At 73.5% G+C, this 13,923-nt stretch carries 14 protein-coding genes; 3 read left to right on the top strand and 11 right to left on the bottom strand.

Features of this window, described 5'->3' with window-relative positions; translation table 11 throughout:
* Positions 1–7 precede the first annotated feature (7 nt).
* Positions 8–1,234 (bottom strand): multidrug effflux MFS transporter, encoded by a 1,227-nt coding sequence (locus ACIBQ1_RS45715; protein WP_397287389.1) that lies wholly within the window; start codon positions 1,232–1,234, stop codon positions 8–10.
* 93 nt (positions 1,235–1,327) lie between these two features.
* Complete coding sequence (locus ACIBQ1_RS45710) at positions 1,328–2,104, bottom strand: VOC family protein (protein ID WP_397287387.1); 777 nt, start codon at positions 2,102–2,104, stop codon at positions 1,328–1,330.
* Between the two features lie 146 nt (positions 2,105–2,250).
* Between ACIBQ1_RS45710 and ACIBQ1_RS45705 the strand changes: the two genes are divergently transcribed.
* Together ACIBQ1_RS45705 and ACIBQ1_RS45700 are read left to right on the top strand one after the other, a co-directional pair.
* The gene (locus ACIBQ1_RS45705) at positions 2,251–3,159 is read left to right on the top strand and encodes an ABC transporter ATP-binding protein (RefSeq protein WP_397287385.1); all 909 of its coding nucleotides are present in this window, start codon (positions 2,251–2,253) and stop codon (positions 3,157–3,159) included.
* Positions 3,156–3,953, top strand: coding sequence for an ABC transporter permease (locus ACIBQ1_RS45700; protein ID WP_397287383.1), 798 nt, complete (start codon positions 3,156–3,158; stop codon positions 3,951–3,953). The genes ACIBQ1_RS45705 and ACIBQ1_RS45700 overlap by 4 nt, the downstream gene beginning before the upstream one ends.
* Positions 3,954–3,957: 4 nt before the next feature.
* On the opposite strand, the gene ACIBQ1_RS45695 is transcribed toward ACIBQ1_RS45700, so the two are convergent.
* Entirely contained in the window at positions 3,958–5,151 is a 1,194-nt protein-coding gene (locus ACIBQ1_RS45695) for an MFS transporter (protein WP_397287381.1), read from the bottom strand.
* Positions 5,152–5,255: 104 nt separating this feature from the next.
* Here ACIBQ1_RS45695 and ACIBQ1_RS45690 point away from each other — a divergent pair, with 104 nt between their 5' ends.
* On the top strand, positions 5,256–6,245 hold the full coding sequence (locus tag ACIBQ1_RS45690; RefSeq protein ID WP_397287379.1) for an EamA family transporter: 990 nt from the start codon (positions 5,256–5,258) through the stop codon (positions 6,243–6,245).
* A gap of 344 nt (positions 6,246–6,589) precedes the next feature.
* Here ACIBQ1_RS45690 and ACIBQ1_RS45685 read toward each other — a convergent pair whose 3' ends face one another.
* The 8 genes from ACIBQ1_RS45685 to ACIBQ1_RS45650 are packed head-to-tail and all read right to left on the bottom strand — an operon-like array spanning position 6,590 to position 13,876.
* Positions 6,590–7,258: a GntR family transcriptional regulator gene (locus ACIBQ1_RS45685; RefSeq protein WP_397287377.1), complete on the bottom strand. Its 669-nt coding sequence runs from the start codon at positions 7,256–7,258 to the stop codon at positions 6,590–6,592.
* A gap of 14 nt (positions 7,259–7,272) precedes the next feature.
* Entirely contained in the window at positions 7,273–8,208 is a 936-nt protein-coding gene (locus ACIBQ1_RS45680) for an ornithine cyclodeaminase family protein (protein ID WP_397287375.1), read from the bottom strand.
* On the bottom strand, positions 8,205–9,218 hold the full coding sequence (locus tag ACIBQ1_RS45675; protein WP_397287373.1) for a proline racemase family protein: 1,014 nt from the start codon (positions 9,216–9,218) through the stop codon (positions 8,205–8,207). Before ACIBQ1_RS45675 ends, ACIBQ1_RS45680 begins: the two co-directional genes overlap by 4 nt.
* Positions 9,215–10,216 carry a proline racemase family protein gene (locus ACIBQ1_RS45670; protein ID WP_397287371.1) on the bottom strand — a complete coding sequence of 334 codons (1,002 nt, stop codon included), beginning with the start codon at positions 10,214–10,216 and terminating at the stop codon, positions 9,215–9,217. The genes ACIBQ1_RS45675 and ACIBQ1_RS45670 overlap by 4 nt, the downstream gene beginning before the upstream one ends.
* On the bottom strand, positions 10,213–11,106 hold the full coding sequence (locus ACIBQ1_RS45665) for a dihydrodipicolinate synthase family protein (protein WP_397287369.1): 894 nt from the start codon (positions 11,104–11,106) through the stop codon (positions 10,213–10,215). The genes ACIBQ1_RS45670 and ACIBQ1_RS45665 overlap by 4 nt, the downstream gene beginning before the upstream one ends.
* A 21-nt stretch (positions 11,107–11,127) precedes the next feature.
* Positions 11,128–12,498, bottom strand: a complete 1,371-nt coding sequence (locus tag ACIBQ1_RS45660; protein ID WP_397287367.1) for an NAD(P)/FAD-dependent oxidoreductase — start codon at positions 12,496–12,498, stop codon at positions 11,128–11,130.
* Entirely contained in the window at positions 12,495–12,737 is a 243-nt protein-coding gene (locus ACIBQ1_RS45655; protein WP_355384397.1) for a (2Fe-2S)-binding protein, read from the bottom strand. The genes ACIBQ1_RS45660 and ACIBQ1_RS45655 overlap by 4 nt, the downstream gene beginning before the upstream one ends.
* Positions 12,734–13,876: an NAD(P)/FAD-dependent oxidoreductase gene (locus tag ACIBQ1_RS45650; RefSeq protein WP_397287365.1), complete on the bottom strand. Its 1,143-nt coding sequence runs from the start codon at positions 13,874–13,876 to the stop codon at positions 12,734–12,736. The genes ACIBQ1_RS45655 and ACIBQ1_RS45650 overlap by 4 nt, the downstream gene beginning before the upstream one ends.
* Positions 13,877–13,923 lie beyond the last annotated feature (47 nt).

Below are 13,923 nucleotides of genomic sequence, written 5' to 3'. Positions count from 1 at the left end.
GGCTTACCTAACTCTTTCTCAGGAAGGCGAAAGTCAAGCTTGAGCAAAGGATGAGGCCCAGCATCACGCAGGCCATCGGCACGGCGCTGCCCTCGCCCGCCAGGCCGACCAGCGGGGCCGCGAGGGCGCCCAGCGCGAACTGCAGCACGCCGAGCAGGGCCGAGGCGCTGCCCGCGACCTGCGCGGGCTGGCTGGCCAGGGCCAGCGCTCCGGTGGCCGGCATGACCAGGCCCTGGCCGAGCATGATGACGAACAGCCCGCCCACGATGCCCCACAGGCCGAGCCCGGCCAGCGCGGCGGCCAGCAGCAGCGAGGCGCCGGTCAGCCCGATCGCGAGCCCGGTGACCACCAGGGTCACCGGCGGCACCCGTCCCGACAGCCGGCCGCCGAGCTGGGCCATGGCGGTCAGGCCGAAGGCGTTGATGCCGAAGATGAGCGAGTACTGCTGGGGCGTGGCGCCGTACACCTCCTGGAGCACGAACGGCGAGCCGGAGATGTAGCCGAACATGGCGGCGAACGCCAGCCCCGCGGTGAGCGCGGTGCCCATGAACGCCCGGTCGCGCAGGAGCCTGCCGAACGTGCCGACGGTGTGCTTGAGCCCGCCGCTCTCGCGCTCGGCCGCGGGCAGCGTCTCGCGCACGCCGCCCAGGACGGCCAGCAGCAGCACCACCCCGGCGACGCTGAGCGCCACGAACACGCCGCGCCACGAGGTGAACGCCAGCAGCTGCGCGCCGGCGATGGGCGCCAGGATCGGCGCCAGGCCGCTGACCAGCATGAGGGTGGCGAAGATGCGGGCGATGGCGGCGCCGTCGTACAGGTCGCGGACGACCGCCCGCACGATCACCAGGGCCGCGCCGCCGAGCACGCCCTGCAGCAGGCGGAAGGCGATGAGCATGGGCACCGACGGCGCGAAGGCGCACAGCAGCGAGGCCGTCATGAACCCGGCCACGCCCACGATCAGCGGCATCCTCCTGCCGCGCACGTCGCTGACCGGCCCGGCGATCACCTGGCCGATGGACACGCCGATGAGGCAGGCGGTGAGGGTGAGCTGGACCTGGGCTGGAGCGCTGAGCATCTCGGAGGTGATGGCGGGCAGCGCGGGGAGGTACATGTCGATGGACAGGGGTCCGATGGCGGACAGGGCTCCCAGGATCACCAGCAGCAATCCGCGGCTGCCCCTCCTCTGCCCCACGGCGATGGTGGACGTGGACGTGGCTTCGGCCGCCACGGACATGCGTGATCCCCTCTCCCTCTTGGGCCGGTGGCCCACGAGGGCCGAGAGATCAAACCACCATCCGGTCCTCCAAATTCCCGGTCATCAGATATTTCATGCGATTTCGTGAAGCTCAATGATCGAGAACGCCGCGCCCTGGGGGTCGGTGAGCATCGAGAACCGGCCGGGCGGCGCCTCCATCGCCCGCACCAGCACGGTCGCGCCCGCGCCCTCGGCCGCGGCCATGGTGGCTTCGAGGTCGGCGACCGCGAAGTACGTCATCCAGAACGACGGCGTCGCGGCGGGGTAGTCGGAGAACATCTCGACCATGCCCGCGATGGCCCGCTCGCCCCGGTGCCACTCGGTGTACTTGATCCCCTCCATCTCCTGCAGGTTCGGCGTCCAGCCGAAGACGGCGGCGTAGAAGCCCTCGGCGGCCTGCGGGTCGCGCGTGACCAGCTCGTTCCAGCAGAACGAGACGGGCTCGTTGACCAGCTCGGCGCCGCGGTGGTTGCCCGCCTGCCAGGCGGCCGCGTACGAGCTGTCCGGGGCCTGGAAGACCGTCATGACGCCTTCGTCGAAGACCGCCATCGGGTCCATGGTCACGGTGCCGCCGGCTTTCCTGACCCGCTCGGCGAGCGCGGCGGCGTCGTCGGTGGCCACGAACATGTTCCAGAACGAGGGCGACTCCGCGCCCATGACCGGCCCCAGCCCGGCGACGTGTTTGCCCTGGTGGAGGAACATGCCGTAGCCGCCGGCCTCGGGGTCGTCGATCATGTCGGCCTGCCAGCCGAAGACCTCGCCGTAGAACCGGGCGGAAGCTTCGACATCGGTGCTGGACAGGTCCACCCAGCACGGGATTCCTGGGTCGTATCCGCTGCGTTGCGACATTGCGCCCTCCTCTGACATGGAGCTCGTCGTCAGACTTTCACCTCAGATGGCGCCTTACTGGGAAATGGCCGGGTCAAGACATGTCCAAATCCGGCCAACCCCACCTGCGGCCCGAACCGCCCGCGCCAGTCCCTAAACTCGTGGCCATGGAGTCCCCAGCCGTCGAGATCATCGGCCTGGTCAAACGCTACGGCGGCATCACCGCCGTCGACGGCCTCACGCTGCGCGCCGAGCGCGGCGCGGTGACCGCCGTGCTCGGGCCCAACGGCGCGGGCAAGACGTCCACGGTCGAGATCTGCGAGGGGTTCCGCAAGGCCGACGCGGGCACCGTCCGCGTGCTCGGCCGGCCGCCCACGCAGCCCGAGCTGCGGCCGCGGGTGGGGGTCATGCTGCAGTCGGGCGGCGTCCCGCCCGCGATGCGCTGCGGCGAGTGGCTGCGCCTGGTCTCCCGCTTCTACGCCCGGCCCCTCGACGCCGGCGCGCTGCTGGCGCGGCTGGGGCTGGCCGATCACGTGCGCACCCCGTACCGGCGGATGTCGGGCGGGCAGCAGCAGCGGCTGTCGCTGGCCGCGGCCGTCATCGGGCGGCCCGAGCTGGTCTTCCTCGACGAGCCGACGGCCGGGCTCGACCCGCAGGCCCGGCACGCCTGCTGGGAGATGGTGGGCGAGCTGCGCGGGGCGGGCGTGTCGGTGGTGCTGACCACGCACCACATGGACGAGGCCGAACGACTGGCCGACCACGTGGTGATCATCGACAAGGGGCGGGTGGTGGCCGAGGGCAGCCCGGCCTCGCTGACGGGGGCGGAGCGGCAGCTGCGCTTCCGCGCCCGGCCGGGGCTGGCGCTGGAGGAGCTGCTCAACGCGCTCCCGGCGGGCAGCGCGGCCAAGGAGTCGCCCGCCGGGCACTACATCATCGAGGGACTGGTGGGTCCCGAGCTGCTGGCCACGGTGACGGCCTGGTGCGCGGCCGAGGGCGTCACGGCCGACGACCTCCGCATCGAGCGCCGCACGCTGGAGGACGTCTTCCTTGAGCTGACGGGCAGGGAGCTGCGATGACCGCGTCCGACCGCGCGCCCGCAGGGCGGACCGCGCTGGACTTCACGCCCGCGCCCGGGGCGGCGCCGTTCCCGCGCATGGTCCTGGCCCAGACGGGCGCGGAGATCCGGGCGATGCTGCGCAACGGCGAGCAGCTGCTGCTCACCTTGATCATCCCGGTGCTGCTGCTGGCCGGGTTCTCGCTGGCGCCGCTGATCGACGTCGGGAGCGGCAGGCGCATCGACTTCCTGGCGCCCGGCGTGCTGGCGCTGGCCGTCATGTCCACGGCCTTCACCGGCCAGGCCATCGCGACCGGCTTCGAGCGCCGCTACGGCGTGCTGAAGCGGCTGGGCGCGACCCCGCTGTCCCGGGCCGGGCTCATGCTCGCCAAGACGGCCGCCGTGGTGGCCGTGGAGGTCATCCAGGCCGCGGTGATCGTGTGCGTCGGCCTGGCGCTGGGGTGGCGGCCGCACGGGTCGTTCCTGAGCGCGGCGCTGCTCATCGTGCTGGGCACGGCGGCGTTCAGCGGGCTGGGGCTGCTCATGGCCGGCACGCTGCGCGCGGAGGCCACCCTGGCCGCCGCCAACCTCGTCTACCTGGTGCTGCTGGGGGCCGGTGGGGTGATCTTCCCGCTGTCGAAGTTCCCCGAGGGCATGCGCCAGGTCCTGGAGCTGCTGCCCATCTCGGCCCTGACCGGCGGCCTGCGCGCGGTCCTCGCCCAAGGGGCCGCGCTGCCCCTGGGCCCGCTGGCCGTGCTGGCCGTGTGGGCGGTGCTGTCGCTGGGTCTGGTCTCGCGCACGTTCCGCTGGGAGTGACGGCTCACGCGCCCCGGGGGCGCTCGGCGTGCAGCGTCCCGTAGCGGCGCCTGGTGAGGGCGGCCGTGGCCGTCAGCGGGATCGCCGCGGCGGCCGCCAGGCCGAACAGCAGGGCGTAGCGGCCGTGGTCGGCCAGCGGGCCCGCCGCCCACGACGCGACCGCGCTGCCCACGAAGAGCGCGGAGGCGAAGAAGGCGATCGTCGTCCCCCTCGCCTCGGGCACCACCGAGGTGGCCCACGTCTGCAGCGAGGAGTGCAGGAAGGACCAGCCGCCGCCGAGCAGCAGCGCCGTGACCGCCACGGTGGCCAGGTCGACGTGCACGGAGACGATCGCGAACCCGGCGCAGAGCTGCGCCCCGCCCACCGTCATCAGCGCGGGAGCGGGCCAGCTCCCCGACAGCCGCTTGACGAGCTTCGAGAACGCCCACAGGCCCAGCCCGTACGCGGTGATGGCCAGCCCGGCCACGGCGGCGGCGTACCCCGCGTGCTCCAGCGCGGTGGCCAGGAACGGCATCGCGCCGAGCATGATCGCGCCCTCGACGAACGCGAGCCCGAACACCAGCAGCGCCCAGCCGTGCCCGAGCACCGCGCCCAGGTACCGGCCCACACCGGCCGCCGGGCCGTGCGGGAGGTCGCGGGGCGGCTCCGGCAGCGAGCGCAGCGCGAGCGCGCAGACCAGGGCGCAGGCGGCGGGCACGGTGAACGCCACCCGCCAGTCCACCAGGCCCGCCAGCACCCCGCTCAGCCCGGTGGCCAGAGCCGTGCCGAGGGCGGCGGCGCCCATCAGGTCGGTCAGCGCCCGCTGGCGGATCGACGGCCGCACGGTGTCGCCCACGTACGTCAGCCCGGTCGGGATCACCGCGCCGAAGCAGGCCCCCGCCACGATCCTGGCCGCCACCAGCGCCCCGAGGACCGGCATCAGCGCCGAGGCCAGCCCCGCCAGCGCCGCGCCGAACAGCGCCCCGCGCATGACCCGCACCCGGCCGAACCGGTCCGACAGCAGCCCCCACAGCGGCTGCGTCAGCCCGTAGGCGAGGTAGTAGCCGCTGGCGGCCGCGACGGCGGCGGACAGCGGGACCTCCAGGTCCACCGCGATCAGCACGAGCATGGGGCTCACGGCGAAGCGGTCGAAGCTGCTGACGAACGAGGCCGCGGACAGGGCCAGCGGCGGCCGGGCGAGGCTCGTGGGGGACTTCATACGATCAATGATCCAATAGTCGCCCAGAACACCCTATGTGGGGTCATGTCACAGGCCACAGGTACGCTCTGACCGTCAACCCCCCGCATCCCGTGAGGAGTCCTGTGACCGCGTTCGCCCTCGACGATCCCTTCGATCGCGGGTCCGGCCTGCCCAAACCGGGAAACCCCCTGCGCACCGTGTCCATGGTCGCGCTCACACGGGGCTCCGCTGGTTACGCAGGCTACCGCTCTGCGCCCCAGGCTCGCCGCTCCGCCGCCGACTCCATCCCCCCGTCCGGCCTCGTGCTGCTGGCCATCGTCTCGGTGCAGCTGGGCGCCGGTTTCGCGAAGGAGCTGTTCGCGGCGCTGCCACCGAGCGCGGTGGTGTTCCTGCGCATCGCGGCCGGGGCGCTGATCATGGGAGCGCTCGTCCGGCCCCGGCTGAAGGGCCTGTCCTGGCGCGACTGGGCGGTGGGGATCGGGTTCGGGGTGACGCTCGCGCTCATGAACCTGACGTTCTACGAGGCCCTGTCGCGGTTGCCGATGGGGATCGCGGTGGCCATCGAGTTCCTGGGGCCGCTGGGGGTGGCCGTGGCGGCCTCGCGGCGCAGGATCGACCTGCTGTGGATCGGCCTGGCGGGAGCGGGCGTGGTGCTGCTCGCGCCCTGGGGGCAGTCGGCGTCGGTGAGCTGGCTCGGCATCGGGTTCGCGATGCTGGCGGCGGTCGGCTGGGCCGGGTACATCCTGCTGTCGGCGGCGGCCGGGCGGCGCTTCCCCGGCACGAGCGGGCTGTCGTTCGCGATGATCGTGTCGGCCGTGGTGGTCGCCCCCGTCGGCGTCGTGACGGGCGGGGCGGACCTGCTGCAGCCGGAGCTGCTGCTGATCGGGCTCGGCGTGGGCCTGCTGTCCTCGGTGATCCCGTACTCGCTCGAACTCCAGGCGCTGCGGCGGATGCCCAAGCAGGTGTTCGGGATCCTCATGAGCCTGGAGCCGGCCGTGGCGGCGCTGATCGGGGTGCTGCTGCTGGGCGAGGTCCTGCACGCGCAGCAGTGGGCGGCGATCGTCTGCATCGTGGCCGCCAGCCTGGGCTCGACCCGGCGGCGCAAGTCCTGACCCGGGACCGGCCCGGGACTTAAGCAGGGCGATGGCGGGCCGCCGCGCGCCCGTGGGATGGGGTCTCGGGCGCGCGGCGGGGGGCTCGGCTCTCGGTGGGCGGGGTATGCCGAGCCCATGGAAGGTCAGCGGAGTGCGGGTGTCCGCTTGACCAGGCATGCGCCATCCACCGGAATCGGTGGTGGCCGGTCCGCTGGGGACCTGGACGACGGGGCCGCCGGCGGACGCTCTAGGCGTCGCTCTTCCGGCCCGAAATCGAGCGTACCGCTATCAAGGTGCCCGCGATCCCCGAATGTCAGAACTTACCGCGCTAAAAACGGACGAGCCGCCCACGGGCGGCTCGCTCAGTGCTCGGCCCAGATCCCCCGGACGTGACCGATGTGCTCCGCCATGAGGTGTTCGACGGCCTGGCGGTCGCCGCTCTTGAGCGCGTCCAGCAGCGCGAGGTGCTCCCTGGCCGACTCGCCCAGCACGTCGCGCTCCCTGAGCTGGGACAGGCCGTAGAGCCTGGCCCTGTTACGCAGGTCGCGCACCACCTCGACCAGGTGGGCGTTGCCCGCCAGGGTCAGCAGCTCGACGTGGAAGCGCAGGTCGGCGTCCACGTACGCGAGCAGGTCGCCGCGTTCGGCGGCCGAGACGATCTCCTCGCCGATGGGCCTGAGCCGCTCGAACTCCTCGGCCCTGGCGCTGCCGGCCAGCCTGGCCACGGTGGGCACCTCGATGAGGTGGCGGATCTCGGTGAGCTCGTCGAGGTCGCGGTCGGACAGCTCGGTCACCCGGAAGCCCTTGTTGCGCACCGCCTCGACCAGGCCCTCCTTGGCGAGGTCGAGCATGGCCTCGCGCACGGGCGTGGCCGAGACGCCGAACTGGGCGGCCAGCACCGGCGCGGAGTAGACCACGCCCGGCCGCATCTCGCCGGTGATCAGCGCGGCACGCAGCGCGTGCGCGACCTGCTCGCGCAGGCTCTGCCGCTCCCCCACCATCGGCAGGTCAAGCCGGTCCTCGGCAGCCATCCGCCCATCCCTTCCTAACACCACGCCTCGTAAGCGGCGGCCGCGACCACGAGGTCCTCCCAGGCCATGCCCGTGCTCTTGAACACGCGCGGCCCCGTGCCGGCGACCACGCGCCCCGCGACGAGGTCGGCGAGGTTGCCCGCGAGATGACCAGCGGAGATCGTACCCTCGCGGATCGGGATGAGCACATCCCCCGCCTCCTCCAGGGCGGCCGCCCTGGCCTCGACGACCACGGTGGCGCGGGCGACGAGGTCGCCGTCGAGCTCGCGGGCGCCGGGCTCGTGCGACCCGACCGCGACGACGGTGACGCCGTCGCGGGCGAGCTTACCCGGGAACAGCGGTTCTCTCGCTGTCGTGCAGCACGCGACGATGTCGGCCCCGGCCAGCGCCTGCGCCGAATCGGACTGCCGGACGGCGCGGGCGGTCAGCCCGAGCATCCGGCAGCGGGCGGCCAGCGCCTCCGCGCGGTCCCGGTCGCGCCCGACCACCGTCACGTCCTCAAGGGGCCGCACCTCCCGCAGCGCGAGCACGTGCCCCCACGCCTGCGGCCCGCTCCCGAACACCACCAGTCGGCGGGCGTCCCCGCCGGCCAGGTGGCTGACGGCGAGCGCCGAGACGGCGGGGGTGCGCAGGGAGGTGAGCGCGATCCCGTCCAGGGCCGCGAGCGGGGTCAGGGTGTCGCCGTCGAACAGCAGGTACGTCCCCTGGATCCGGGGCAGGTCGCGATCGGGGTTGCCGGGCGCGATGGTGACGGCCTTCACCCCCGCGTACCGCCCGGCCGCGGCGGGCATGAGCAGGAGCTGCCCGGCCGGCAGGTCCACGATCGGCCGCTGCGGCGTGGCCTCGGGGTCGAGCCCGGCGCGAAGGGCGCCCTCCAGGATCCGTACGGCGCGCCCCATCGGCACCAGCCGCTCCATCGTGGCGGCGTCGAGATATGGCAGTCCGGTCATCGCAGCGTGAACCCCACACCCATCGGATCGTCGGGATCGAGCTCGAAGACGTGCCGCCCGGTGCGGTACGCCATGCCCTCGATCTCCGGCACGACCCCCTCGTCGAGCACCGCGGCCACGCGCGCCAGGAAGGTGCTCCCGACGACGCCGTCATGGATCAGGGGCGCGCGCAGCCCCGAGTCGTGCAGCAGCGCCATCCGCGCCGCCGTGCCCGACCCGCAGGGCGAGCGGTCCACCTCCCCGTCGGCGAACACCGTCACGTTCCGCTGGTGCGCCGCCCCGTCCTCGTCCGGCAGCTCGTCGTAGAAGATCACGCCGTAGACGCCGGACAGCCGGTCGTCGGTCGGGTGCCGGGAGGCCGGGTGGTCCGCCAGCTCGGCCTTGATGCGGCGGGCGTGGCCGATGAGCGCCGTCAGGCAGGCAGGCTCGACGGACAGGCCCACCGCCCCGGCGGGCAGCGACGCATAAATCGCGCCACCGTACGAAATATCGACTTTTGTTCTGGCGACGGCCACGTCCCGCGCCAGCACGAACGACGGCACGCTGACGAACGTCACCCCGGTCACCTTGCCGCCCGAGCAGCGCACCCGGGCCGTGACCCGCCCGGACGGCACGTCGATCACCACGTCGGTCTCCCCGTCGGGGTCGGCGGCCACCAGCCCCTCGTTCACGGCGTAGGCGCCGAGCGCGATGGTGCCGTGGCCGCAGGCGGTGGAGAACCCGTCCTTGTGCCAGAACAGCGCCCCGAACGCGGCCCCGGGGTCGTCAGGCGGGACGAGGAAGCACCCGTACATGTCGGCGTGCCCGCGCGGCTCCTGGCACAGCAGCCGCCGCACGTCGTCGAAGCGGGGCTCGGCGGCCGCGGTGGACCGGCGCGACAGCACGTCCGCTCCGGGAATCTCCGGCACGCCGCCGGTCACGATCCTGAACGGCTCGCCGCCCGTGTGGTAGTCGACCGTGGTGATCGTGGTCCCGGCCAGGGCGGAGCCGCGATCGTCGCGCCCGCTCACAGCTCGAACCCGGCGGGGAACGGGTCGCGCGGGTCCAGGAAGTACTGGGCGGTGCCGGTGACCCAGGCCCGGCCGGTGATCGAGGGGAGGACGGCCGGCCCGCCACCCACCGTGGTCTCCTCCAGCAGCCGCCCGATGAACCGGGTCCCGATGAAGGACTCGTTCACGAAGTCCTGGCCGAGCGGCAGCTCGCCCCTGGCGTGCAGCTGCGCCATCCGGGCGCTGGTGCCGGTGCCGCAGGGCGAGCGGTCGAACCAGCCCGGGTGGATGGCCATGGCGTGCCGCGAGTGGTGCGCGTCCGAGCCGGGCGCGGTGAAGTAGACGTGGTGGCAGCCGCGGATGCGCTCGTCCTCCCGGTGCACGGGCTCGTCGGCCGCGTTGATCGCCTCCATGGTGGCCAGACCGGCGGCGATGATCTCGTTCTTGGCCTTGCGGTCGAAGGGCAGGCCGTAGGAGCCGAGGTCGACGACGGCGTAGAAGTTGCCGCCGTACGCGAGGTCGTACGGGATCTCCCCGAACCCCGGCACCTTCACGACGGCGTCGAGCCGGTCGCTGTAGGAGGGCACGTTGCGCAGCGTCACCGACATGGCCTGGCCGTCCTCGACGGCCACGTCCACCTCGACGAGCCCCGCCGGCACCTCCAGGCGCACGGTGGTGACCGGCTCGACGACCTCGACCATGCCGGTCTCGACGAGCACGGTGGCCACGCCGATGGTGCCGTGGCCGCACATCGGCAGCAGCCCCGACACCTCGATGAACAGCACGCCGTAGTCCGCGTCCGGCCTGGTGGGCGGCTGCAGGATGGCGCCGCTCATGGCGGAGTGGCCGCGCGGCTCGGTCATCAGCAGGGTGCGGATGTGGTCGAGGTTGTCGCGGAAGTAGACGCGTCGCTCGGCCATGCTCGCGCCCGGGATCACGCCGATCCCACCCGTGATGACGCGGGTGGGCATGCCCTCGGTGTGGGAGTCGACGGCGTGGAAAACGCGTTTTGTCCTCATCGCAGCCCTTCTGCCAGTGCCTTCTCGGTCGCCGATCGCACGATAGCGGCCTGCTCGTCCGTCAGCGGCTGCCTGGGCTGCCTGCACGGCCCGCCGCGGCGGCCCGCGATGTCCATGGACAGCTTGATGGCCTGGACGAACTCCGTCTTGGAGTCCCAGCGCAGCAGGGGGTGCAGCGTCCGGTAGAGAGGCAGCGCGGTCTCCAGGTCGCCGGCGACGGCGGCGCGGTAGAGCGCGGCGTTGGAGGCGGGCAGCGCGTTGGGGTAGCCGGCGATCCAGCCCACCGCCCCGGCCACGGCGAGTTCGAGCAGCACGTCGTCGGAGCCGATCAGCAGGTCCAGCTCGGGTGCCAGCTCGGCCAGTTCGTACGCGCGCCGCACGTCCCCGCTGAACTCCTTGACCGCCACGATCAGCCCCTCCTCGTGCAGCCTGGCCAGCAGCGCGGGAGTCAGGTCCACCTTGGTGTCGTAGGGGTTGTTGTAGGCCACGACCGGCAGGCCCGCCTTGGCGACCTCGCGGTAGTGCTCGACGACGGCCCGCTCGTCGGCGCGGTAGGAGTTCGGGGGCAGCAGCAGCACCGAGCCGCAGCCCGCCTCGCCCGCCTGCTCGGCCCAGCGGCGCGACTCCGCGGCGCCGTACGCGCCCACTCCGGCCATCACGTTGCGCCCGCCCACGGCCTGGACGGCGGTCTCGATCACCCTGGTCCGCTCCTCCGCGGTGAGCGTCTGGTACTCGCCCAGCGAACCGTTGGCCGCGATGCCGTCGCAGTCGTTCTCGACCAGCCAGCGGCAGTGCTCGGCGTAGCCGTCGAAGTCGACGGAGAGATCGTCGCGCAGGGGCAGCGCGGTGGCCACCATGATGCCGTGCCAGGCTTTGGTGCGGTTGTCCATCGGGAAGTCCTCCATGTCAGGTCAGTGGGCGGGGGGAACGTCGGAAATTTCGGAAACGTCAGGAAGGTCGGCCAGGGTGCCGAGGGTGACGGGCTGGGCGATGGGGCGGCGGGGCGGCCGCGGCGGCTCCCCGGCCAGGCAGGAGACGGCGTAGCCGCAGATGCGGCCCTGGCACCAGCCCATGCCGGGCCTGGCCAGCAGCTTGATCGAGCGCGCGTCGGTGGCGCCGAGGTCGCGCGCCTCGCGTACGCGGGCCAGCGGCACCTCCTCGCAGCGGCACACCAGCGTGTCGTCGCGCAGCCAGCCCTGCCAGCCGGGCATGACGGGGTACGCGCGCTGCAGCGCCTCCCCGAAGGCCCGCCCGCGCTCCCGGCGCCGCAACAGGGCCCCGGGCACGGGCTGCGGCGTGCCCGCGTCGGCCACGACGGCGCGGCCCGCGATGCGGCCCTCCGTCTCGGACAGCAGCCAGCCGCCCACGCCCGTGGGCTCCCCGGCGGCCCAGACTCCGGGGACGGAGGTGCGCTGGGCGGCGTCCACGTCGAGCACGGGGGTGCCGTCCACGTCGTCGCGGGTGGCGCAGCCGAGCTGGGTGCCCAGCTCGATCTGCGGCACGAACCCGTATCCGACGGCCACCGTGTCGCACTCGACGACGCGGGTGGCGAGAACGTTCCATGCCTGGTCGAGGCGGGCCACGGTCACGGCCTCCACCTCGCGCTCCCCGTGCGCCGCGACCACCGCCCGGCGCGTCCGGTACGGCACGCGGTGCCTGGCCAGGCTCGCGGCGTACCCGGCGGCCTCCCCGGCCTTGCCCAGGGCCAGCAGCGGATACCGGGCCAGCCCGAGCCCGCCGTTGGCCTCGAACACCCCGAGCACCCGCGCCCCCGCCCCGGCCAGGCCCGTGGCCACGGGCAGCAGGAACGGGCCGGTGCCGGAGACGACGATCCGCCTGCCCGCCACGACGCCGTCGCCCTTGAGCAGCGCCTGCGCGCCGCCGGCGGTCAGGACGCCGGGCAGGTCCCACCCGGGGAACGGCAGCGGCCGGTCGTGCGCGCCGGTGGCGATCAGCAGCCGCCGGGCCTTCAGGACCTGCCGGTCCTGGGAGCCGGCGCCTCGCGCGACCGAGTACACGACGAGGTCGCCGTCCGGCTCGCGGGTGACGCTCCACACCTGGTGGCCCAGCAGCACGTCGGCGCGGGCGTCCAGGGCCCGCGCCTGCCGCAGGAACCGGTCCAGCCCGGGAGCGGGCCCGGGCTCTGCGGCGTGGCGGAAGTACTGGCCGCCCAGCCGTACGGAGGAGTCCAGGAGCGCCACCCGCAGTCCGGCCAGCGCCGCCGTGAGCGCGCCGGCCACTCCCGCGGGCCCGCCGCCGATCACTGCCAGGTCGTACGTCACGACGTCGTCACCTCGTCACCGGGCGCGGCCTCCAGCAGGCAGGCCCGCTCGGGAGCCCGCCCGTTGACCGAGATCAGGCAGTCGAAGCAGACCCCGATCCCGCAGAACAGCCCGCGGGGCCGCCCGCCGAAGCGGGTGCTGCGCCACGACCGCACCCCGGCCGCGTGCAGCGCCGCCCCGATCGTCTGCCCGGGCACCACGGGCACCGGGCGCCCGTCGATCGTGATGTGGAACGTCAAGAGGACTCCTCCGCGAAGCGATCCGGCCGGAAGGGCCGCAGGTCCAGGTCGGTCGGGGAGCCGGTGAGCACCTGCGCGAGCAGGTGACCGGTGGCCGGGGCGAGCCCGATGCCCGCTCCCTCGTGCCCGCAGGCGTGATACAGCCCGGGAGCGCGCGGGTCGGCGCCGATGACGGGCAGGTGGTCCGGGCAGTACGGCCGGAACCCGCAGTACGACCTGATGGCCCGCACCTCGCGCAGCGCGGGGAACAACGCGACGGCCTGCTCGGCCAGGCGGGTGAGCACCGGCACCGACATGGTCCGGTCGAACCCGACCCGCTCCCTGCTGGCCCCGATGAGCACGGTGCCCGCGGGCGTGCCCTCCACGACGGCCGACGTCTCCAGGCCGGCCGAGTCGCTGGCCACGTTCGTGACGTAGGCGGCGGTGTAGACCTTGTGCCTGATCAAGGGCTCGGGCAGCGGCTCCGTCACGAGGATGAACCCGCGCCTGGGCAGGATCGGCAGGTCGACGCCCGCCAGCGCGGCCACCTGGCCGCCCCAGGTGCCCGCCGCGTTGATCACCGCGCCGCCGAGGACGTCGCCCTGGGAGGTCCGCACGCCCGCGATCCGGTCCCCGCGCCGGACGAACCCGGTCACCTCCGCGCCGAGGCGCAGGCGGAGCGTCCCGTGGCCGAAGCTCTCCGCGCCGTGCCTGAGCAGGTGCGCGGCGGCCAGCATGGGCTGCACCTGGGCGTCACCGGGGTAGTAGACCCCGCCGGCCAGGCCGCCGGCCAGGTGCGGCTCGTAGTCGCGCAGCGACTCGCCGGGCACCAGGGTGTGCTCCACGTCCTGCTTGGCGGCCAGCTCGGTCAGCTGCCGCTGGACCTCCCCGGTCTCGGCGACCACCAGGCCGCCCTTGGGCTCGAACTCGAACCCGCCCAGCCCGGCCAGCGAGCGCCACAGCCGGTTGGACAGCAGGGCCAGCTCCAGCTCGGGGCCCGGCTCCTTGTCGGACACCAGCACGTTGCCCTCGCCCGAGCCGGTCGTGCCGCCCGCCACGGGGCCACGGTCGACCACGGTCACGTCGAGACCGGCGCGCGCGGCGTAGTAGGCGCATGCCGCGCCCACGACTCCCGCGCCGACCACGATGACGTCGGACATCCATCACCTCCAGGGCTGTAATATGTCACATACCCCCTTCGCTTGAG

The sequence above is a fragment of the Nonomuraea sp. NPDC050153 genome (assembly GCF_044460125.1).
GTDB lineage: Bacteria > Actinomycetota > Actinomycetes > Streptosporangiales > Streptosporangiaceae > Nonomuraea.
The sequence above is the reverse complement of the archived record's forward strand: the minus strand, read 5'-3'. Positions and strand labels throughout refer to the sequence as shown.

Bases quoted from the DNA above. Each gene is read 5' to 3' on its own strand.
- ACIBQ1_RS45700 (WP_397287383.1), top strand. From the start codon at position 3,156: ATGACCGCGTCCGACCGCGCGCCCGCAGGGCGGACCGCGCTGGACTTC.
- ACIBQ1_RS45665 (WP_397287369.1), bottom strand. From the start codon at position 11,106: ATGGACAACCGCACCAAAGCCTGGCACGGCATCATGGTGGCCACCGCG.
- ACIBQ1_RS45715 (WP_397287389.1), bottom strand. From the start codon at position 1,234: ATGTCCGTGGCGGCCGAAGCCACGTCCACGTCCACCATCGCCGTGGGG.
- ACIBQ1_RS45670 (WP_397287371.1), bottom strand. From the start codon at position 10,216: ATGAGGACAAAACGCGTTTTCCACGCCGTCGACTCCCACACCGAGGGC.
- ACIBQ1_RS45710 (WP_397287387.1), bottom strand. From the start codon at position 2,104: ATGTCGCAACGCAGCGGATACGACCCAGGAATCCCGTGCTGGGTGGAC.
- ACIBQ1_RS45680 (WP_397287375.1), bottom strand. From the start codon at position 8,208: ATGACCGGACTGCCATATCTCGACGCCGCCACGATGGAGCGGCTGGTG.
- ACIBQ1_RS45705 (WP_397287385.1), top strand. From the start codon at position 2,251: ATGGAGTCCCCAGCCGTCGAGATCATCGGCCTGGTCAAACGCTACGGC.
- ACIBQ1_RS45695 (WP_397287381.1), bottom strand. From the start codon at position 5,151: ATGAAGTCCCCCACGAGCCTCGCCCGGCCGCCGCTGGCCCTGTCCGCG.
- ACIBQ1_RS45685 (WP_397287377.1), bottom strand. From the start codon at position 7,258: ATGGCTGCCGAGGACCGGCTTGACCTGCCGATGGTGGGGGAGCGGCAG.
- ACIBQ1_RS45650 (WP_397287365.1), bottom strand. From the start codon at position 13,876: ATGTCCGACGTCATCGTGGTCGGCGCGGGAGTCGTGGGCGCGGCATGC.